We start from the raw sequence: 21347 nt of genomic DNA on the forward strand, positions 1-21347 counted from the left end.
TCAGCCGATGTTGGCGACGGCCGCCTTCGCGCGCGCCAGCGTCTGCTGCGCGGTGCCGTCGTTCTGCTCCAGCGTGGTCTTGAGCAGCTGGATGATGTTGCGCACCTCCTGGGAGGCGTTCTTCCAGCGGAGTTCCTTGGCGTGGTAGTCGTCGGCCACGCCGTCGGCGGTGAAGTCCGCCATCGCGGCCTTGACCTGCGCGTCACGCGCCGCGATCACCTGCTCCAGCTGGCCGATGACCAGCTGGATGTTGCGCTGCGCCTCGGTCGAGGCGCCCGAGTCGTACGAACGGCGGTCCGTGCCACCGGCCATCACACATCACTCCCCGTTGTGGATCCGAAGGTTCCGAGGCCTCCGGAGGGTTCCGAAGGTCCGGAGGGTTCCGAGGGCTTCCGAGGGCTTTCGAAGGCTCTCGACGAAGGCCCTGCGCCCGACCGTCAGCGGCTGCCGGAGAACCGGGCCGCGTCGAAGTTCGCCGACGCCATCTGCTTCTTCGCGTTCTGGCCCTGCTCCTGGTCGCCGGAGCCGAAGGCCTGCTCCATGCCCGACTGGCCGCCCAGGATGGCCGACAGCGAGGCGTTCAGCGCCTGCGTGATCTCGTCCGACCGCGACTTGAACGAGTCGAAGGCGACCTTGCCCTGGCCGTTGAACTTGCCCTCCAGCGGCTGGGCGGCCTGCACCAGCTGCTTGATCAGGGTGCCCAGGTCACCGCTCGACGTCCGGGACCCGGACATCAGCTTCGTCAGCGCCTGCGTCCCCATGTCGAACTTCATACCGCTCCCCCGTCCGCTCGACCGCATGAATGTCTATCCAACTTGCTACCAACGTTCTATCAAGTCATACCGACAGCGCAAGCCGGTAGAGGGTTACCGTGACGAACGTATGACAAGGTGAATGATTCTTCACGCGCCCTTCAAATGCCTCATCAGCCGCTCGAAGTCGGTCCAGCCCGAGAGGTCCGACGGGTCCCCGGGCAGCGGGTAGTAGTAGGCGGAGCGGGTCTTCGGGCCGAGCGGCACCGGCTGCTGCGCCAGCGGCGTGCGGCGGGCGCGGTCGTCCGGCATCGCCCGGACCTCCTCCGCGCCGAGCACGAAGGCCAGCGGGACCCCCGGCCCCTCGAAGCGCGGCGGAACGGCCAGGTCCCGCCGGGCCCTGCGCAGTTGGAGGAGCATCGACTGGAGCCGGTGCCGGGTCACCAGGGCCTCGGCGAGCCCCGGCAGCGCGTCCAGCGGCGGCTCCTCGTCGGCGCCGTAGCCGAACGCCAGGGTCACGTCCTCCTCGACGCCCGCCTTGGTCCGGGTGACCTTCAGGGTGGCGATGCCCGGCCGCTCCGGGCTGCCGACGACCACGAACCAGGTCGGCTCGGGCGCCCGGGCGTGCGCGAGGTCGGTCAACCGCCCGAGCGACCACGGCAGGTTGGCGGGTTCGGCGGTGCCCCAGCCGGCCGGGGGCTCCCCGGTGAGCTCCCGCCAGACCGTCTCCAGGGCGCCGCCGAGGACCAGCCGGTCGTCCGCGGGGTGGACCGTCCGGAAGGTGACCGCCAGCTGCCGTTCGGCGGAGGCCGTGACCTCCTGGTACGCGGCCGCCACCGGGGTGCGCGGGTCGTCGGCCGTCGCGCCCGCCGGGACCACGGTCGCGAACATGCCCTCCTGCCAGCGCAGTACGGCTCCTGAGAGCCCGTCGTAGTAGCCGTCCCGCTCGTCCTGGACGACCCAGCGGGACGGCCAGCCGGGCAGGCTCGCGAGCACCGCGGGGGAGAGCGTCGTCCCGGCCGGGGTGACGATCTGCAGCCCCCGGCTGCTGGCGGCGGCGGCCCGGAAGGCGTCGGAGAGCCAGGCGGTCATCGCGACCACCGGGCGGTCCATGATGACGACGGCGACCTTGTCGGTCAGCACGTCGACGGCGGGCTGGGCCGCGGCGGGCGCCGGGGCCGCGCTCAGGCCCGCGGTCTCCACCACGGCCGTCGACCGGGCGTCCTGCGGCGGCCAGGCGCTGCCCCCGGACAGCGAGGCGAGCCGGGCCGCGAAGGTGCCGGCGAGCCGCTCCGCGTCCGGGACGCCGGTGGTGGCACGGGCCTCGGTCCACCAGAACGGGACCCGCGGCGGGTCCGCGCCGAGCAGCCGCTCGGCCTCGCCCCGGACCTGCACCAGCAGCGGCGCCTCGACGGAGAGCAGCGGCCGGCCCTGCTCGTCGCAGAGCTGGATGACCGCGTCCTCGCCCGTCGTGTCCACCAGTTTGTCGGGGCCGCCGGAGAGCAGGCCGGCGAGCACGCTCCACGGGTCGGGCATCCGCGGGGTGAGGGTGATGACGTCCTTGGTCATGGGGTCGTGAGGTCCTTCGGGGTGGACGGCGGCGGTGCGGGGACGGGATCGGGGACCGGGCGGCGGTGGCGCTAGTCGGGGGTGCGGACGGTCTGGATCAGGCGGTTCTCCTGGCCCCGCCGGACCAGCACCCCGCGGCCCGCGGGCTGCTGGGAGGCGTACACCCCGGGGAACAGCTGGCCCTCGCCGCGGTCGCCCGCCATCACCACGGCCGTCGCCCCCGACTCGCGCAGGGCCTGCACCAGCGGCTCGTACATGCCGCGCGAGGCGCCGGCGACCCGGCGGGTCAGCACGAAGTGCAGCCCGATGTCGGCGGCCGAGGGCAGGTAGGGCAGGAACGGTTCGAGCGGGCTCTGGCCGGCCGTGGTGAGCACGTCGTAGTCGTCGACGAGCACCACGATCCGCGGGCCGCCGCCCCAGCCGCCGGACTCCAGGGCGTCCAGCGGCGCGTTCTCGTCGGGCAGCCGCCGCTCCAGCTCGGTGGAGACGCCGGCGGCCAGGCCCGCGCACATCCGGGCGTTGTAGGCGTAGCCGCCGCTGTACTCCTCCGGGATCACGCCGCGCAGGCTGCGCCGCGGGTCCATGACGGCGAAGACCAGCTCGTCCTCGCCGTACCGCTCGATCAGGCCGCGGGCGAGGGTCTTCAGCAGGTTGCTCTTCCCGCACTCGCTGTCGCCCATCACCAGCAGGTGCTGGTCGTGCCGGAAGAGGTCGAGCACGACGGGCTCCAGCGCCGCCTGGTCGAGGCCGATCGGCACCCGCTTCGGCTCGGCGACCGGCCCGGGGAGCAGGTGCGGTTCGAGGACGTGCGGCAGCACCCGTACCGGCTGGGCCACTTCGCCGCTCCAGGTGGCGCGGACGGTGCGGGCCGTCTGCTCCAGCACGGTGCCCAGCTCCGCGGTGTCGGCGATCCCGTCGGTCCGGGGCAGGGCGGCCTGGGCGAAGAGCCGGCCGTCGGTCAGGACGCGGCCGGGCTCGTCGGCGGAGAGGGTCGCGGCGAGCTTGCGGTCGATGCTGGTCTCGGTGGGGTCGTTGAGCCGCAGTTCCACGCGGGTGCCGAAGTTCGACTGGGTGGCGATGCGCACGTCGTTCCAGCGGAGCATGCCGGCCACGACGTGGATGCCGTAGCCGCCGCCGCGCTTGAGGACGTCGACGACGGCGTCGTCCAGGTCCTCGAAGTCGTCGCGCAGCGCGCCGAAGCCGTCGATGACGAGGACGATCTCGGCGGAGGCCAGCTGGGGCAGCCGGCCGGCCGCGTGCAGGGTGCGCAGCTGCTCGACGGAGTCGATGGTGTGGTCCCGGAAGACGTTCTCCCGGGTGGTGAGCATGGTCCGCACCTCCTCGACGGTGCGGGCCGCCCGTTCGCGGTCGGCGCGGCCGGCGATGCCGCCGACGTGCGGCAGCCCGGAGAGGGCCTGGAGGCCGCCGCCGACCAGGTCGAGGCCGTAGACGCCGACCTCCTGCGGGGTGTGGGTCAGGGCGAGGGACAGGACCAGGGTGCGCAGCAGCGTGGTCTTGCCGGACTGCGGGCCGCCGATGACGGCGGCGTGGCCGCCCGCCACGGTGAGGTCGAGGAACCACTCGCCCTGCCACTGCTTCGCCGGGTCGTCGAGCAGGCCGAGCGGCACCTGGAGCCGGCCGCGCCGCCGGGTGAGCTGCATGCCGCGCGGGCCGACGTCCAGCGGGCCGGCGACGGCGTCGAGCGGGACGGCGGGGGGCAGCGGCGGCAGCCAGATCTGCCGGGCCTGGGCGGCGGCGTGCTCCAGCTGTCCGACGATGACGCCGAGTTCGGTCGGGCCGGTCTCGCGGCGGCGGCCGGTCGGCTCCTGCGGGCCGTGCTCGGCGGCCTTGGAGAGGCTGTTGAAGGCCGGGTACTCCAGGGCGAGCGGTCCGCTCCCCTCCTCCTCGGCGCGCTTCACCGGGCCCCGGTAGCCGCCGGAGACGTAGCTGGCCTTGAAGCGCTCGTAGTGGCTGGTGTCGACCTTGAGGTAGCCGAAGCCGGGCAGCGGCGGGAGGTGGAAGGCGTCCGTGGTGTCCAGGACGGTGCGGGACTCGTCGGCGGAGAAGGTCCGCAGGCCCAGCCGGTAGGACAGGTAGGTGTCCAGGCCCTTCAGGTTGCCGCCCTCGATGCGCTGGCTGGACAGCAGCAGGTGCACGCCGATGGAGCGGCCGATCCGGCCGATCGACAGGAAGAGGTCGATGAAGTCGGGCTTGGCGGTGAGGAGTTCGCCGAACTCGTCGATGACGATGAACAGGTGCGGCAGCGGGTCGAGGTCGGGCCGACGCTCGGCGCGCAGCGCGGCGTAGGCGCCGATGTCGGCGACGTTCCCCGCGTCCTTGAGGACCTGCTGGCGGCGCTTGACCTCGCCCGCGAGCGAGGCGTGGACGCGCTCGACCAGGCCGGCCTGGTTCTCCAGGTTGGTGATGACGCCGGCGACGTGCGGCAGCTGCGCGAACGGGGCGAAGGTCGCACCGCCCTTGTAGTCGACCAGGACCAGGGCGAGGTCCTCCGGCGGGTGCGTGGCGACCAGGGCGAGCACCAGGGTGCGGAGCAGCTCGGACTTGCCGGAGCCGGTGGCGCCGACGCAGAGGCCGTGCGGGCCCATGCCGAGCTCGGAGGACTCCTTCAGGTCGAGCAGGACGGGTTCGCGGGAGTCGCTGATGCCGATGGGGACGCGGAGGAAGGCGCGTTCGCCGCGCGGCGCCCACAGCCGGTCGAGGTCGAGGCGGGCGACGTCGTCGATGCCGAGCAGGTCGGCGAAGTCGACGGGGCCGGACAGCGGGGCGTCGACGAGCGACTCCGCGGAGAGCCGCAGCGGGGCGAGCATCCGGGCGAGGCCCTCGGCGAAGGGGACGCCGACCTCGTCCACGGTGCCGTGGGCGCTGATCGGCTGCTCCTCGCGCAGGTCCTCGATGTACACCCGGTCGCCGTCGACGGTGATCCGCAGGCCGATCTGCCCGGGTTCCTGGATCCGCTGTTCGAGCAGGTGCAGGACGGTGACGCCCATCTCGCGCAGTCCGACCGCCTCGTCGGGGAGCGGCAGGTCGACGGCGTCCTCGCCGTGCCCGTCGGCGACGACGAGCAGCCGGGAGGTCATGGCCAGCGCGTCCCGGCCGGACAGGCCGCGGCGCACCTCGGCCGCGTAGGAGGCGCGGCGGCGCAGTTCGGGGCCGAGCTGGTGGGCGAGCTGGGCCACGGAGGGGGCGATGCGGCGGGCGGCGACGGGGCCGTCGAGCTGTTCGGTGTCGAGCAGGTGGGGCATCCACTTGGCCCACTCCCAGTCGGCGAGCCGGTCGCCGGGCACGGCGAGCGCGACGGTCACGTCGTCGGGCGCGTGCAGGGCGGCGGTCTGGACGAGCAGGGCGCGGGCGACCCGCAGGCAGTCCTCGCGGGGGCCGACGACGCTGATGTCGCCGACGCGGTCGAGCGGGACGGTGAGCGGGAGTTCGGTGCCGGTGCGGAAGCGGGTGGTGAGCGCGGAGGCCTCGTTGAGCATGAAGCGGTCCGGCGGGGTGAGGACGGACGAGCTCTGCTGGCCGATCCGCAGGTCGCGGACGGGCATCTCGCCGGTGCCGACGCGGACCCGCAGGAAGTCGCCGTCGACGCGGCGGCGCTCCCACAGCCGGGCCGGGTCGCGGACGATGTCGTACAGGGCGGGCGGCGGCGGGTTGAGGACGCCGGCGTGCTCGCCGAGGGTGCGCTCCTCGGCGGAGAGCTCCTCGCGGAGGTCCTCCAGGTAGGAGAGGTAGGCCTCGCGCTGGGTGCGGCGGGTGCGCTGGGCCTTGCCGCGCTGGGAGAAGACCAGGCCGAGGGAGCCGATCACGGTGACGACGAGGACCAGGGCGCCGAGGGCGGCGAACTGGCTGTTGCGGACCATCGTCATCATCACGACCGAGGACATCACGCCGGCCACCGGCAGCAGTGACATCGCGATGTTGCCGGCCTTCCCCTCGGGGAGGTTGGGCGGTGCCTCGATGGTGCGGGCCTCGGGGGCGGCCGGCGGCCGGACCGTCCTGGCCGGGCGGTGGATCAGTCGGGTACTCATCGTCAGTGGCGCTTCTGGGAGAGCTGGAAGACGTCGGCGGCGAGCCGGGTGGCGGTCGTCCTGGTCGCCCGGGTGAGCAGGTCGGTGCGGATGGCGCCGCCGGCCGCGAGGTGGCGGTCGTACGGCAGGACGTGGACGGGTGTCCCGGTGGAGCGGAGGGTGCGCACCGCGGCGTCGAGGTCCAGGCCCGGGTGCGGGGTCTGCTCGGTGAGCACGACGACGGTGCCGGCGATGACGTGCGGCGGCAGGCCGCGCATCCACTGGAGGACCTCGTGAGTGCTGGCGACGCCGTCGAGGGTCGCGGGGGTGGTCAGCACGCGGGCCTGGGAGGCGGAGAGCGCGACCCGGGCGACCTCGGCGGGCAGCGTCTGGCAGTCGACGACGGTGATGCCGAAGTAGCGGCGCAGGGCGACCATCACCCGCTGGTAGCCGCGGGCGTCCAGCATCGCGCCGATCTGGCCCTGGCTGCCGGGCAGCAGCCAGGAGTTGTTGCGGAGCTGGACGAGGTAGCCGGTGACGTCGAGCAGCGACATCTGCGGCTTGACGATGTCGGCGACGTCGCTGGTGGTCCACCGGACGGTCTCGGCGCCGAGCTTGACGGGCAGCGAGCCGAGCGCCGGGTCGGCCTCGACGAAGAGGACCGGGTCCTTGCGGTAGTGGGCGTACGTGGTGCCGAGCAGGGCCGCGACGGTGGACTTGCCGGCGCCGCCGCGGATGGAGGTGACGGCGATCTGCCGGCCGGTGGTGACCGGCTGCTGGAGGATCTCGGCGGTGCGGGTGGCCTCGGCGACCTCGCGGGCGGCGGACTTGGAGACGTTCTTCCAGACGGCGCGGACGGCGCGGGTCGCGAAGGGCTCCCCGCTGCGGGGCTTGCGGGCGAGGGCGGCCAGGTTCCGGTCGACGGTGGGGCGGGCGTCGGGGGAGCGGGGTGCCACGGCCGGCGGTGGCGGGCCGTGGTCGGCGGGCTGCCCGGCGGCCTGCGGCGGGACCTGCCCGTGGGCCTGCCCGGCCCCGTCCGCCGGGGCGGTGAGCGACTGGGCGAAGGCCTGCGCGGCGGCGGCCTGGGCCTGGTCCAGGGCCTGCGCCTGGGTCGGGTCGGGCGTCGGGGCCCTCAGATCGCGCAGGACGTCGCCCTGCCAGTTGTCGCCGTTCGGCATGTCTGCCCCTGCCCCTTCCACTCCACGTACCGCCCCGCCCGGAGCTCCTGTGCGTTGACTCGGAAACCGACCCGGAGGCCGGTTCAGAACTTGTCGAGCAGCTGCCCGTACACCCCGAACACCCCGACGGCCAGCGGGAAGAGCCCGACCATGCCGACGGACTCGACGAGGTCGGCCAGGCGCCGCAGCCGGACCTGGGTGTGCTCGGGCGGCTGGACCGCGAGGACCAGCAGCGGCAGCAGCGCGGCGGCGCACAGCACCGCCAGCGCCCCGGCGCCCCCGTCGTGCCGCATCCACAGCAGCACCAGGCGCACCACGAGGACCCCGGCGGCGGTGAGCAGCGCCACCACCTCGGCGACCAGCGGGAAGGCCCGGGCCCGGGACAGCAGCACCACGGCGACCAGCGCCGGCAGCGCCACGGTCCACCCGTCGGGGTCGTCGGCCAGGGTGAGGAGCCAGCCCGCGCCGGCGGCCGAGACCGCGGTCGCGATGGTCGCGAGCGCGAGCCCGCGGTGGGTGGCGGCGAGTGCGTTGCCCACCTCGTGGCGGCTGACGGACGCTCCGCCGGAGCGGCGGTCGTCGAGGGCGGTGAGGCCCGAGCCCATCAGCGCGAGGCGCGGTAGGAGTCCGAGCAGCACCACGGAGAACACCGCCATCACGGCGCCGATCCGGGCCGGGTCGGTCTGGACGGCGGCGACGGCCTCCCACACGGCGGTGACGACGGCGACGGCGACGGCGCCGATCAGGCCGCCGCGGCCGAGCGGGGAGAGGACGCCGAGCAGGGCGACCGTCACGGTCAGCGCGCCCGCGACGGCGGCCAGCCGTGCGCTCGGGGGCCAGCCGAAGGCGTCGGCGGCCGCCCATGCGCCGAGGACGCCGAGTCCGCCCGAGGCGAGCAGGAGCGCGGTGGCCAGGACCCGGTTGCCCTTCCCGACCCGGGAGACGAGGGCTCCGACGGCGGCCAGGGCGGCCGCGAGGCCCAGCAGCACCCCGGCGAGCGCGTCGAGGGCGAACTCGCGCCGGGCGAGCAGGGCGGCGGTGACGGCGAAGGCGACGGTCGCGACGCCCGCGCTGCCCCTCCGGGCGGCCGGGCGCCAGCGCCAGGCCTGGAGGTTGAGGTCGTCGGCGACCAGGTCGATCACGTCGTGGACGACCGGGGCGGGCGGCGCGGAGTGGGTCCGCACCAGGCGGAGGACGGCGCCGTCGGCCACGCCCGCCGACTCCAGGGTGCTGTCGTGCGGCAGCGCGGAGCCGTCCGGCGTCATCAGCTGACGCGCCATGGGCCGGGACGCGGTCCGGTCGTCGAGCAGCTGCAGGATGTCCGGGAGCAGCATCCCGATCGGGGTGTCGGCGGGCAGGACCACGTCGGCCTGGCGCCGCTCCCCGATCAGGGTCACCCTGCTCTGCCGTGCCGGGGAAGTCGTTGCTGTGCTCACCACTTGTCGGAACCTATCATCGCGCCGTTCTCGACCTCTCGGTCCAGTCTCTCGGTCCAGTGCTGCTGCGTCCGGGGCGCCCGGGGGCGCCCGGGGCTCCTACGGTCCGCTCGGTCGGGGTGACTGCGCGGGGTCCGCCGGCGGAGCCGGGAGCGGTGATCCGGACGGCCCCGTGTAGGGCTGCACCTGGCGCTGCTGCTGCTTCTCCTGCTCCGCCTTCTGCTTCGCCAGCGTCGTCTGGAGGAAGGACCAGCCGACGCATCCCGCGCACAGGACGGCCGCGATGGCGATCCCGGCGAACACCTTCCCGAGCCGTTCGTCCGCCGCGCGGCGCACCCGATCCGCGCCGAACAGCAGTGAGTCCCGCATCCTGCGGCGTCGTACCGCCACGGACTCCAGGAGCTGACTGTCGTAGTCCCGTGCCATTTGCCGCCTGCCGTCTCCCCCGTGTGCTGCCTGTGCAACATAAAGCATGCACCCGTCACTGGACACCCCCGGCGGCGTGCGGACACCGTGCGTACTCCGGCGCCGGGCGACCGTGCGCGGCGGGGCGGAAGCACGAACCGCAGACCCCCCGCACACACGACCTCCACCGGGGTTCGGGGTCCGTCACATCCGGAGTCCGCGGTCACGGTGGCGGCGCGTCCGGGGAGGCGCGGCTCCGTCGGGGCGGCCCCCTCGTTCCAGCGGTGCCGCCGCCGCGTTCCCGAGCGTGGTGTCGATCGATTCCCGCACCCGGGTGAGCTCCTGCCCGGAATATCCCTCGTATTCTCCTCGGGGCTGATCGGGCACTTCCCGACGGGCGGCGGTCGGGACTTCCGCCTCCACTTCGACTCGGACGGCACCGGCCCCAACCAGTACATCAAGCGCCTGACCGGAGCCGATTTCGACGACCGATTGAAGAACGACAACGCGTCGCAGTGTTTCGACTTCCTCCAGTACCGCCCCTCCTGGGGATTCCGGAGCACCGGCGCCGCGGAGGCGGACGGGCCGACCGCGGGCCGGGGCGGGCGAGCCGGGCGCGCGGAGCCCGAACAACGGCTCCGCGCGCCCGGATTTCCCGTGCGGCCGCACAACTCGGCGGCGGCATCGGTGACTCCTCGCGCGGGTTCCCGAATGCGGCACCCCTGAAGGAGAGTTGCAGGGGGAATCACTCCGATTGTGTGATCCATGCCACGGAAACGTGCTTCCGGTGCAACCTCGTCGCCACTCCGGTCGTCTCCGAAGTGGGCGTGTCGTGCGAGACCTGCGGCAGCTGCTCCCCAGGCCGGGCCTGGGCAGGCTGTTCGGCAAGTGAGGAGTGCACGGGTGGAAGGTCGGCAGGGAGAGGGCGGGCTCCACGCGGCTCAGCCGCGTCCGGGGAGCGGGACGGGCGGGGAGCCGACCGGCGGCCGACCGGGCGCCGGCGGCGCCGCGGTGCCCCCGCCCCGCGAGGGCGGCAGGTCCGAGGCACGTCGCGCGGCGCAGTCGCGGGGCGGCCGGGGCACACGCGCCAAGCCCTCCGGCCGACGCGCCGCAGGCCGCGGGCGGAAGCCCGAACGCAACGTCAAGAAGATCGCGGCCTGGTCGGCGGCCGGCGCGCTGGTGCTGATGGCCGGCACCGGCGGCGCGATCTACTGGAAGCTCAACGGCAACATCAAGTCCTTCGGCAAGGACGGTGTCGCCGCCGAGCGCCCGGCCGAGGCGCCGGCGGACGCCAACGGGAACAAGCCGGTCAACATCCTGCTGATCGGCTCCGACAGCCGCGGCAAGAACAACTCCGACCTGGGCGGCGGCAAGGACGGCGGTGCCCGCTCCGACACCACGATCCTGCTGCACGTCTACGCCGATCACAAGCACGCGGTGGGCATCTCCATACCGCGCAACGCCGTCGTCGCGCTGCCCAAGTGCAAGCTGCCGAACGGCCAGTGGTCCAAGGAGCGGACCACACTCTTCAACGAGGCCTTCTCGACCGGTGGAACGGACGACGGCAACCCGGCCTGCACCCAGAACGCCGTCGAGAAGCTCACCGGCATCTTCATCAACCACACCATCATGGTGGACTTCCAGGGGTTCGCCGCGATGACCAAGGCGGTCGACGGCGTCGATGTCTGCCTGCCGGAGGACGTCTACGAGAAGGACCTCGACCAGGACCTGCCCAAGAAGGGCGAGGTGATCCTGAAGAAGGGGTCGCAGAAGGTCCAGGGCCAGCAGGCACTCGACTACGTGCGGCTTCGCCACGGCCTGGGCGACGGCTCCGACATCGGCCGGATGAAGCGCCAGCAGGCCTTCCTCAGCTCGCTCTCCTCGAAGATCAAGAAGCAGGGTCTCAACCCCACCAACCTGCTGCCGCTCGCCGACGCCGCCACCAAGTCGCTGACCGTCGACGAGGGGCTCGACTCGGTCGACAAGCTGATGTCCTTCGGTCTCTCGCTCAAGAACATCGACATGCACGACCTCAAGTTCGTCACCGTGCCCTGGCGCTTCCGCAAGCAGGACGTGGACCTCGACATCGTGAAGGAGGACGCCGACAAGCTCTGGGCGACGCTCAAGGCCGACCGCACCCTCGACGGCCAGAACGCCGTCGGCGAGCAGCCCCCGGAGGCCGCCGCCGCGCCGACCACCCCCGCCGCGCCGACCACCCCCGCCGCGCCCGCGACCACCGCCTCCGACACCGCCAACCAGAGCATCAAGGTGGGCGTCTACAACGGCACCACCTCCCGCGGTCTGGACGGCAAGGCGGCCGAGCAGCTGAAGGCGGCCAAGTTCGCCGCCACCAAGATGGGCACGGCGGCCACCACCAAGTACGCGACCACGATGATCGAGTACGGCGCCGGGCAGAAGGCGAACGCGGAGAAGGTCGCCGCACTCTTCCCGGGCGCGACCGTCGAGGCCGGGAAGACCGCGGGGATCACGGTGATCCTGGGCAAGGACTTCGCCGCGGCCGACGGCGGCGCGACGGGCACCACTCCGCCCGGCGCGGGCGCGGGTGCCTCGGCCGTGCCGTCCGCCCCCGCCGTGCCGGACCCGCTGCCCACCAGCGTCACCAACGAGACCCGGTCGGCGGACGACGACATCTGCGACAAGACCATCTACGGTTCCGGCGGCTGACCGGAGGGCCGGGTGACGGGTGCCGGGTGGCAGGAGCCGGGCGACGGGGGCCGGGTGACCGCCCCGGCACGCCCGGTGTGCGGTCGCCCGCCGGGGCGGCGTCCGGTGGCGGGATCGCGGGGGCACGGCGATCGTGGGCCTGTACGGCCCTTCGGCCGCGCGGCCGGACCACGGCCGCGGCGTCCCGGGCGGCCGCGGCGGAGGACCATCGCTTGGGAGGCCCAGGAATGCCCGTAGTCACCGCACCGTACAAGCCCGGCACCCCGTGTTGGGTGGACCTGATGGCGAGCGACCAGCAGGCCGCGCTCGACTTCTACCGCGACCTGTTCGGCTGGCAGGGCGAGGTCGGTCCGCCCGAGTTCGGCGGCTACTCCGTGTGCTCGCTGAACGGCAGGCCGGTCGCCGGGATCATGGCCCGGTCGGCCCCCGAGGGCCAGCCGCTGCCGCCGGTGGGCTGGACCACCTACCTGGCCTCGGACGACGCGGACGCGACCGGCCGGGCGATCACCGGGGCGGGCGGCACGATCCTGTACCCGGTGATGGAGGTCGGCGACACCGGACGGATGCTGGTCGCCGCCGATCCGACCGGCGCGGTCTTCGGGGTCTGGCAGAAGCTGGAGTTCATCGGCGCGGGCGTCGTCAACGAGCCCGGCGCGCTGGTCTGGAACGAGCTCAACACGACCGACACCGAGACGGCCGGCCGCTTCTACCAGCAGGCGCTGGGGCTGCGCCCGGGGACCATCCAGGGCATGGAGGGGTTCTACTCGCTGAACGTCGGCGACCACACGGTGGGCGGCATGCAGCCGGTCGCCGGGTACCTGGCGCCCGGCACGCCCCCGCACTGGATGGCGTACTTCTCGGTGGACGACACCGACTCGACGGTGGACGCCCTGGTCAAGGCCGGCGGGTCGGTGATCCAGCCGCCGTTCGACATGCAGGCCGGGCGGATGGCGGTGGTCCAGGACCCGCAGGGCGCCGTCTTCGCGCTGACCGCCACGCCCGACTCGCCCTGACCGACCCGCCCCGACCGACCCGCACGGGACGGAAGCCGCCCGTTCCCGCGACGCGCCGCCGGAATGGGCGGTGCGGCGCGCGTCGGCGGGTAAGACTGCACCCATGCTGGGGCTACCGGACGACATCCGCGCTTTCCTCTTCGACCTCGACGGGGTGCTCACCCAGACCGCCACGGTGCACGCCGCGGCCTGGAAGGACACCTTCGACACCTTCCTGCGCGCCGAATCGGCCCGCACCGGAGGGCCGTTCGTCCCCTTCGACGCCGTCGCCGACTACGACGCCCACGTGGACGGCCGCCCGAGACTCGACGGCACCCGGGCCTTCCTGCACAGCCGCGGCGTCGACCTGCCCGAGGGCACCGACGCCGACCCGCCGGGCGGCCGCACCGTGCACGGCGTCGCCCGCGCCAAGAACGACACCGTGCTGCGGATGATCCGCGAGCAGGGCGTGCGCCCGTACGAGGGCTCGGTCGCGTACGTGCGCCGGCTGCGCGCGCTCGGGCTGCCCACGGCGGTCGTCTCGTCGAGCGCCAACTGCCGGGACGTGCTGCGCGCCGCCGGCATCGAGGCGTTCTTCGACGTCGTCGTGGACGGCGTCGTCGCCGGACGCGAGGGCCTGCCGGGCAAGCCCGCGCCGGACACCTACCTGGCCGCCGCCCGGGCGCTGGGCGTGGAGCCCGCGCACGCCGCGGTCTTCGAGGACGCGCTGGCCGGGGTGGCCTCCGGCCGGGCCGGCGGCTTCGGCGCGGTGGTCGGGGTGGACCGCACCGGCCAGGCCGAGGAACTGCGCCGCGACGGGGCCACCGTGGTGGTCCGGGACCTCGCCGAACTGATCCCGGGGGAGACGGCATGACCGGCCAGGAACCGTCCTTCGTCGTCGACCCGTGGCAGATCGCCGAACAGGGCCTCGACCTGACCTCGATGGCCCGCGCCGAGTCCGTCTTCGCGCTCTCCAACGGCCACATCGGCCTGCGCGCCAACCTGGACGAGGGCGAGCCGCACGGCCTGCCCGGCACCTACCTGAACGGTGTCTTCGAACTCCGTCCGCTGCCCTACGGGGAGGGCGGGTACGGCTACCCGGAGTCCAGCCAGAGCGTCATCAACGTGACCAACGGAAAGATCATCCGCCTGCTGGTGGACGACGAGCCGTTCGACCTCCGGTACGGCGAACTCCTCAGCCACCGGCGCTGGCTGGACTTCCGGGAGGGGCTGCTGCGGCGCTCCGCCGAGTGGACCTCCCCGGCCGGGCGGACGATCAGGGTCGGCTCCACCCGGCTGGTCTCGCTCACCCAGCGGGCGATCGCCGCCGTCGAGTACACCGTCGAGGCGGTGGACGGCCCGGTGCGGATCGTCCTGCAGTCCGAGCTGGTCGCCAACGAGCAGCTGCCCGGCGGCCCCGAGGGGGACCCGCGGGCCGCCGCCGTGCTGGAGGCGCCGCTGCTCGCCGAGGTGAGCCACGCGGGCGGCACCAAGGCCGTCCTGGTGCACCGCACCCGGTACAGCGGCATCCGGGTCGCGGCCGGGATGGACCACGTCATCGAGGGCCCGGACCGGCTGGACACCGTGGCCGAGTCCGAGGCCGACCACTGCCGGATCAGCGTCACCACCGTGCTGCGGCCCGGGGAGCGGCTGCGGCTGGTGAAGTTCATGTCCTACGGCTGGTCGGCGACCCGCTCGCTGCCCGCCGTCCGCGACCAGGTGGAGGCCGCCCTGACCGCCGCCCGGTACACCGGCTGGGACGGTCTGGTGGCCGAACAGGCCGAGTTCCTGAAGGAGTTCTGGGATACCAGCGACATCGAGATCGAGGGCGACGTCGAACTCCAGCAGGCCGTCCGGTTCGCCGTCTTCCACGTCCTCCAGGCCGGTGCCCGGAGCGAGGAGCGCGCCATCCCCGCCAAGGGGCTGACCGGCCCGGGCTACGACGGGCACAGCTTCTGGGACACCGAGACCTTCGTCCTGCCGGTGCTCACCTACTGCCTGCCGTCCGCCGTCAACCAGGCGCTGCGCTGGCGGCACACCACGCTGCCGATGGCCCGCGAGCGGGCGGTCCAACTCGGCCTGGCCGGAGCGGTGTTCCCGTGGCGGACGATCCGCGGCGAGGAGTGCTCGGGCTACTGGCCGGCCGGCACCGCCGCGTTCCACATCGGCGCGGACATCGCGGCCGCCGTCGCCCGCTACGTCCGGGCCACCAGGGACGTCGGGTTCGAGCGCGAGTACGGGCTGGAACTGCTGGTCGAGACGGCCCGGATGTGGCGCTCGCTGGGCCACCACGACGCGGTCGGCAAGTTCCGCATCGAGGGCGTCACCGGGCCGGACGAGTACAGCGCCGTCGCCGACAACAACGTGTTCACCAACCTGATGGCGCAGACCAACCTGCGCGCCGCCGCCGAGGCCGCCGCCCGGCACCCGCGCGAGGCCGCGGAGCTCGGCGTCGACACCGAGGAGACCGCCGCCTGGCGGGACGCCGCCGCCGCGATGTTCGTCCCCTACGACGAGACCCTCGGCGTCCACCCGCAGGCCGACGGCTTCACCGACCACCAGCTCTGGGACTTCGAGAACACCCCGCAGCAGAACTACCCGCTGCTGCTGCACTACCCGTACTTCGACCTCTACCGGAAGCAGGTCGTCAAACAGGCCGACCTGGTGCTCGCCATGCAGGTCCGCGGCGACGCCTTCACCGACGAGCAGAAGGCCCGCAACTTCGCCTACTACGAGCGGCTGACCGTCCGCGACTCCTCGCTCTCCGCCTGCACCCAGGCGGTGATCGCCGCCGAGGTCGGCCAGCTCGACCTCGCGTACGACTACACCGCCGAAGCCGCCCTGATGGACCTGCACGACCTCGGCGGCAACACCCGGGACGGACTGCACATGGCCTCGCTGGCCGGGGCCTGCGTCGCCCTGGTGGCCGGCTTCGGCGGCCTGCGCGACCACGCCGAGACGCTGTCGTTCCGCCCCCGGCTGCCCACCGGGCTGATGCGGCTCAGCTTCTCGCTGCTGGTCCGCGGCCGGCTGCTGGGCGTCCGGATCGGCCACGACGAGACCACGTACACGCTGCGCCGCGGCGAGGTGATCCACCTGCGGCACGACGGCGTGCCGGTGCAGGTGAAGGCCGACGAGCCGGTCTCGCTGCCGACCACCACCCCGCCCGCCCAGGAGCGGTGCAGCCAGCCGCCCGGCCGCGAACCGGCCCGGCGCCAGCCGCAGGCGGGCGTGGCGGGCGGGCGGGTCGGCCCGGGGCCGGAGCACCTGGCGGCGGAGTAGCGGGGCGGCGGGGGCGGTTCACCCGTCCGGGCCCGCTCCGGCTGCGGAGCGGGCCCGGAAGCCGGAGGGTGCTGGTGTCGTGTGGCAGCCGCCGGCCGGTGAAGGAGAACCCCGTGGTGAGTGTGGCCGAGCAGATGGTGGAGGTGCTCCGGCAGGCCGGGGTGGAGCGGGTCTACGGGGTGGTCGGGGACAGCCTCAACCCGGTGGTGGACGCCATCCGCCGGGCCGAGGGCATCGGCTGGGTGCACGTCCGCAACGAGGAGGCCGGCGCCTTCGCGGCCGCCGCGGAGGCCGAGCTGAGCGGCCGCCTCGCGGTCTGCGCGGGCTCCTGCGGCCCCGGCAACACCCACCTCATCCAGGGCCTCTACGACGCCCAGCGCAGCGGGCTGCCGGTGCTCGCGCTGGCCTCGCACATCCCGTCCGGCCAGATCGGCACCGGCTTCTTCCAGGAGACCCACCCCGAGCGGGTGTTCACCGACTGCAGCAGCTGGTGCGAGACCGTCTCCACCCCCGCCCAGCTGCCCCGGCTGCTGCGGATCGCGGTCCAGCACGCGCTCGGCGCGCGCGGCGTCTCGGTGCTGGCCTTCCCCGGCGACGTGGCCGCGCTCCCCGCCGCCGGACCGACCGGCACCAGCAGCTTCCTGACCGAGCAGGCCGTCGCCGCCCCGCCCTGGTCCCAGGTGCAGGCGCTCGCCCAGGCGCTCAACGCCGCCCGCCGGGTCGCCCTGTTCTGCGGCGCGGGCGTACGCGGGGCGCACGCCGAGGTGATGGCGGTCGCGGACGCCCTGCACGCGCCGGTCGGCCACTCCCTGCGCGGCAAGGAGTGGATCCAGTACGACAACCCGTACGACGTCGGTATGAGCGGACTGCTCGGCTACGGTGCCTGTCACGAGGCGCTGCACTCCGCCGACCTCGTCGTCCTGCTCGGCACCGACTTCCCCTACGACTCCTTCCTGCCGCAGGCCAGGACCGTCCAGGTGGACCACGACGCCACCCGGCTCGGCCGCCGCACCCCGCTGGAGCTCGCCGTGCACGGCGACGTCCCGGCCACGCTGCGCGCCGTGCTGCCGCTGCTGGAGCAGAAGACCGACCGGGCCTTCCTGGACGACATGCTGGACAAGCACTGCCGCGCCCTGGAGGACGTGGTCGGCGCCTACACCCGGGACATCGGCAGGCACCTGCCGATCCACCCCGAGTACGTGGCCTCCGTCCTGGACGAGGTGGCCGCCGACGACGCGGTGTTCACCGTCGACACCGGCATGAACAACGTCTGGGCCGCCCGCTACCTGCAGCCCAACGGGCGCCGCCGGGTGATCGGCTCCTTCCTGCACGGCTCGATGGCCAACGCGCTGCCGCACGCGATCGGCGCCCAACTGGCCTGTCCGGGGCGGCAGGTGGTGGCGATGGCCGGCGACGGCGGGATCGGGATGCTGCTGGGCGAACTGCTCACGGTGGCCAAGCACCGGCTGCCGGTGAAGACGGTGGTGTTCAACAACGGCGCACTCGGCATGATCAAGCTGGAGATGCTGGTCTCCGGCTACCCCGAGGCGGAGATCGACAACGGCGACGTCGACTACGCCGGCATCGCCCGGGCGATGGGCATCCCGGCCAAGCGGGTCACCGAACCGGCCCGGGTCCGCGAGGTGCTGGCGGAGGCGCTGGAACGGCCCGGCCCGGCGCTGGTGGACGTGGTCACCGACCCGAACGCGCTCTCCATCCCGCCGCACATCACCGCCGCCCAGCTGAAGGGCTTCGCGCTGGCGGCCGGGCGGACGGTGCTCGCCGGCGGGGTGGGGCGGATGATCGACCTGGCGCGGTCCAACCTGCGGAACATCCCCCGGCCGTAGGGGCTGCGGGGGCCGGGTGGGGGCCCGGGCGGGGGCCGGTGGCCGGGTCGCCCGGGGCACGTCGGGGCACGCCGGAGGGATTTGCCTCTGGGGCAAAATTCTTGCCTGTGCGGCACGTGAGGTGTCCACTGGACACATGAGCACCAGCCCAGCCGGTCCGCCCGCCACCCCCGGCGACCAGCCCGAAGGCCAGTCCGACGACCACGAGGTCCTGGAGGTGGCCGGCCTCGCCGTGAGGCTGCGCGAGCACCGGCTCGGCAGCCGCCTCACGCTGGAGGTCGCCGCCGCCCGGGTCGGGCTCTCCCCAGCCTACTTGTCCCGACTGGAGACCGGGAGACGGCAGCCCTCGCTGCCCGTCCTGCTCGGCCTCGCCCGCGCCTACGGGACCTCCGTCTCCGGCCTGCTCGGCGAGAGCCTGGTCGAACCCGACCCGGTGGTGCGCGGCGGCGCCATCGAACCCGGCCGGGCCGGCGGCTGGGGCTACCGGCGGGCCGGCGCCCCCGGGCGCGCGATGCAGGCCCTGCGCGTGCACGTCCCCCCGGGCGTGCAGGACGCGGTGGTCCGCGTCCACCCCGGGGAGGAGTGGCTGTACGTCCTCCAGGGCCGGCTCAGGCTGACCCTCGGCGACCGCGTCCACCTGCTCGCCGAGGGCGACTCCGCCCACTTCGACTCGCTCACCCCGCACTGCATCGCCGCCGACTCGGCGGACGGGGTCGAGCTGCTCTTCATGCACACCCTGCTGCAGAGCCCCGGCGGCGAACTCTGCCTCGGCGGCGGCCCCGCCCCGCACCACTGACCCGACGTCGGAACACTCGGAGGAGATCTCCCATGGCTGATCCCGCCACCACCGCCCCCGCGACCGCCGCGACCGCCGTCCCCGCAGAACCCGCCGCCCCCGCGGCGGCCCCGAAGACCATCGACGCCGGCAAGTGGGCCAACCGCCGGGTCGGCATCCGACTGGTGATCTACACCGTCGCCACCCACGCCTTCGCGGGCTTCATCCTGCTGCTCTTCGAGCTCGGCAACCGGAACAAGTGACGCCCGGGTCCGCGCCCGTACCGCGCCGGGCAGGCCCCGCGAACCCGCCACCGCCGCGCCCGGGACGCCCCCGCGCCCCGGGCGCGGCGGTGGCTTGCGGCGGCGGACCGGGCTCGGCGGCGGCTGCGCCTTGGCACCGCCCCGAGCCGGGCGCGCCAGCCCCGGCCGCGCGCCTCCCGGGTCGCCCTCACCCCACTCGTGCCCCGGCTCCGGATAGGGCCTGACGGCCACCCCCGGGGGCCACGCCCGCTGCTGCGGTGCCGTCCCGGGCCTGCTCGGGCCCCCGGCTTATGCCCCCGCCTCGCAGAGCAGGGCGCAGAGCGCGTCCAGGGCGGCGAGGAAGGCGTGTTCGGGTGGGGTGCCCCCAGTCCGCTCGCGCCCTGGTGCCGGGGTCGGCGGTGGTCTCTGCCCGGGCATGCCGGCTGCTGCGGTGCCGTCCCGGGCCCGCTCGGGCCCCCGGCTTATGCCCCCGCTTCGCGGAGCAGGGCGCAGAGCGCGTCCAGGGCGGCGGGGAAGGCGTGCTCGGGCGGGGTGCCGTAGCCGACCACCAGGGCGGGCGGCGCGTCCGGGGAGAGCGAGGGGTCGGCCAGGTGCGGGGCGAGGCCGGAGACGACCAGACCCGCGGCCCGGGCCCGGGCGACGAGCTCCGCCTCCGGTCCGGCGCCGGGCGGCAGCTGCAGGACGGCGTGCAGCCCGGCGGCGATCCCGGTGACCCGGACGTGCGGGGCCCGTTCGGCGAGCGCCGCGACCAGCAGGTCCCGGCGCCGCCGGTAGTGCAGCCGGGAGCGTCGGACGTGCCGGTCGTACCGGCCGGAGGTGATCAGCTCGGCGAGGGTCAGCTGGTCGATCACCGGCGACATGGTGTCCGCCACCCGCTTGAGCCGGGCCACCGGTTCGACCAGCGCGTCGGGCAGCGCCAGCCAGGCCAGCCGCAGGCCCGGCGCCAGGCTCTTGGCGGCCGTCCCCCCGTACACCACCCGGTCCGGGTCGAGCGCCTGCATCGCGCCGAGCGGTTGCCGGTCGTACCGGAACTCGCCGTCGTAGTCGTCCTCGATCACGTAGCCGTCGTGCTCGCGGGCCCAGCGGACGGCCGCCGCCCGGCGGTCGGCGGCCAGCGCCGCCCCGGTCGGGAACTGGTGCGCGGGGGTCAGCAGCACGGCGCCGGCCGCCGCCGCGTCGGGCCCGGCCAGCAGGTCGGTGCGCGCGCCGCCCCCGTCCAGCGGCAGCGGTACCAGGGCGAGCCCGGCCGCCCGCAGGACCTCGCGCTGCGGCGGCAGCCCGTACGCCTCCACGGCCACGGCGACGGCGCGGGCGCGCCCGGTGCCGTGGCCGCGCGCGGCGCCGCGCTCGTGCAGGGCGGCGGCGAGCAGGCCGAGGCCCTGGCTGAACCCGGCGCAGATCAGCAGTCGTTCCGGGTCGGTGCGCACCCCGCGGACCCGGGCCAGGTAGTCGGTGAGGGCCCGCCGCAACTCGATCCGGCCCAGCGGGGACCCGTAGTCGAACACGTCGTGCGGAGCCGTGGCCAGCGCCCGCCGGGCGGCGGCCAGCCAGGCCGTGCGCGGGAAGAGCGAGAGGTCCGGACGCCCGGGCAGCAGGTCGTGCCGTCCGGTGGGCCGGATCCCCGGCGGCAGGGCGGCGGGCCGTCCGGCGGGGCGCGGCGTGGCCCGTTCGGCCACCGTGGTGCCTGACCCCTGCCGGGAGCCGAGCCACCCTTCGGCGGTGAGCTGGCCGTACGCCTCCACGACGGTGTTCCGGGCGATCCCGAGGTCCTCGCCGAGGGCGCGGGAGGACGGCAGCCGGGTCCCGGGTGCCAGCCGTCCGTCCTGCACCGCCTCGCGGAGCGCGTCCTCCAGGGCGGCCCGCAGTCCGGCTCCGGCGGCCCGCCGCCCGGTGAGGTCGAGGTGCAGGTCGCCGCCGAAGGCGGTCCAGGATCCGGTCCGCGCGCCGGTCCGGGCGGCGCTCCGACCGCTCCGGGAGTCGGGGCGGGTGTCGGGACCGGAGTCGGCTCGGGGCTCGGTCCCGGTCCCGGGCTCGGTCCCGGGCGAGGTCCGGGCGGTGGGTCGGCGGGCGGTCATGTCGGAATTATCGCCGTCAGCCCCCGCGCCGTCCGATCTCGGATACATTGCGCCGGACCGGGA

The 21347-nt window shown here is 74.4% G+C and carries 15 protein-coding genes; 7 read left to right on the forward strand and 8 right to left on the reverse strand.

The window, feature by feature from the left end:
• The 7 genes from OG550_RS20365 to OG550_RS20395 all read right to left on the reverse strand — a co-directional run bounded on the left by OG550_RS20365 (position 1) and on the right by OG550_RS20395 (position 9329).
• On the reverse strand, positions 1-312 hold the full coding sequence (locus tag OG550_RS20365; protein WP_327679575.1) for a pore-forming ESAT-6 family protein: 312 nt from the start codon (positions 310-312) through the stop codon (positions 1-3).
• A gap of 125 nt (positions 313-437) precedes the next feature.
• A complete protein-coding gene (locus OG550_RS20370; protein ID WP_327679577.1) occupies positions 438-773 on the reverse strand; it encodes a hypothetical protein in 336 nt (111 codons plus the stop codon).
• 129 nt (positions 774-902) lie between these two features.
• On the reverse strand, positions 903-2321 hold the full coding sequence (locus OG550_RS20375; protein ID WP_327679579.1) for a DUF6177 family protein: 1419 nt from the start codon (positions 2319-2321) through the stop codon (positions 903-905).
• 71 nt (positions 2322-2392) lie between these two features.
• A complete protein-coding gene (gene eccCa / locus OG550_RS20380) occupies positions 2393-6367 on the reverse strand; it encodes a type VII secretion protein EccCa (RefSeq protein ID WP_327679581.1) in 3975 nt (1324 codons plus the stop codon).
• Between the two features lie 2 nt (positions 6368-6369).
• A complete protein-coding gene (locus OG550_RS20385; protein WP_327679582.1) occupies positions 6370-7524 on the reverse strand; it encodes a MinD/ParA family protein in 1155 nt (384 codons plus the stop codon).
• 83 nt (positions 7525-7607) lie between these two features.
• On the reverse strand, positions 7608-8963 hold the full coding sequence (gene eccD / locus OG550_RS20390) for a type VII secretion integral membrane protein EccD (protein WP_327679584.1): 1356 nt from the start codon (positions 8961-8963) through the stop codon (positions 7608-7610).
• Positions 8964-9059: 96 nt separating this feature from the next.
• Entirely contained in the window at positions 9060-9329 is a 270-nt protein-coding gene (locus OG550_RS20395; protein WP_442906033.1) for a hypothetical protein, read from the reverse strand.
• A gap of 939 nt (positions 9330-10268) precedes the next feature.
• Between OG550_RS20395 and OG550_RS20400 the strand changes: the two genes are divergently transcribed.
• From OG550_RS20400 to OG550_RS20430, 7 genes are all read left to right on the forward strand, one after another.
• Positions 10269-12050: an LCP family protein gene (locus tag OG550_RS20400; RefSeq protein WP_327679588.1), complete on the forward strand. Its 1782-nt coding sequence runs from the start codon at positions 10269-10271 to the stop codon at positions 12048-12050.
• A gap of 227 nt (positions 12051-12277) precedes the next feature.
• The gene (locus tag OG550_RS20405) at positions 12278-13063 is read left to right on the forward strand and encodes a VOC family protein (protein ID WP_327679589.1); all 786 of its coding nucleotides are present in this window, start codon (positions 12278-12280) and stop codon (positions 13061-13063) included.
• Positions 13064-13166: 103 nt separating this feature from the next.
• Positions 13167-13916, forward strand: a complete 750-nt coding sequence (locus tag OG550_RS20410) for an HAD family hydrolase (protein ID WP_327679591.1) — start codon at positions 13167-13169, stop codon at positions 13914-13916.
• A complete protein-coding gene (locus tag OG550_RS20415; protein WP_327679594.1) occupies positions 13913-16324 on the forward strand; it encodes a glycoside hydrolase family 65 protein in 2412 nt (803 codons plus the stop codon). Before OG550_RS20410 ends, OG550_RS20415 begins: the two co-directional genes overlap by 4 nt.
• A 134-nt stretch (positions 16325-16458) precedes the next feature.
• A complete protein-coding gene (locus tag OG550_RS20420) occupies positions 16459-18171 on the forward strand; it encodes a pyruvate dehydrogenase (protein ID WP_442906161.1) in 1713 nt (570 codons plus the stop codon).
• Positions 18172-18307: 136 nt separating this feature from the next.
• Positions 18308-18967: a helix-turn-helix domain-containing protein gene (locus OG550_RS20425; protein WP_327679598.1), complete on the forward strand. Its 660-nt coding sequence runs from the start codon at positions 18308-18310 to the stop codon at positions 18965-18967.
• A gap of 32 nt (positions 18968-18999) precedes the next feature.
• The gene (locus OG550_RS20430) at positions 19000-19209 is read left to right on the forward strand and encodes a DUF6126 family protein (protein WP_327679600.1); all 210 of its coding nucleotides are present in this window, start codon (positions 19000-19002) and stop codon (positions 19207-19209) included.
• A gap of 461 nt (positions 19210-19670) precedes the next feature.
• Here OG550_RS20430 and pdxR read toward each other — a convergent pair whose 3' ends face one another.
• Positions 19671-21284 carry a MocR-like pyridoxine biosynthesis transcription factor PdxR gene (pdxR, locus tag OG550_RS20435; RefSeq protein ID WP_327679602.1) on the reverse strand — a complete coding sequence of 538 codons (1614 nt, stop codon included), beginning with the start codon at positions 21282-21284 and terminating at the stop codon, positions 19671-19673.
• Between the last annotated feature and the right edge of the window lie 63 nt (positions 21285-21347).

This window comes from Kitasatospora sp. NBC_00458 (genome assembly GCF_036013975.1).
GTDB lineage: Bacteria > Actinomycetota > Actinomycetes > Streptomycetales > Streptomycetaceae > Kitasatospora.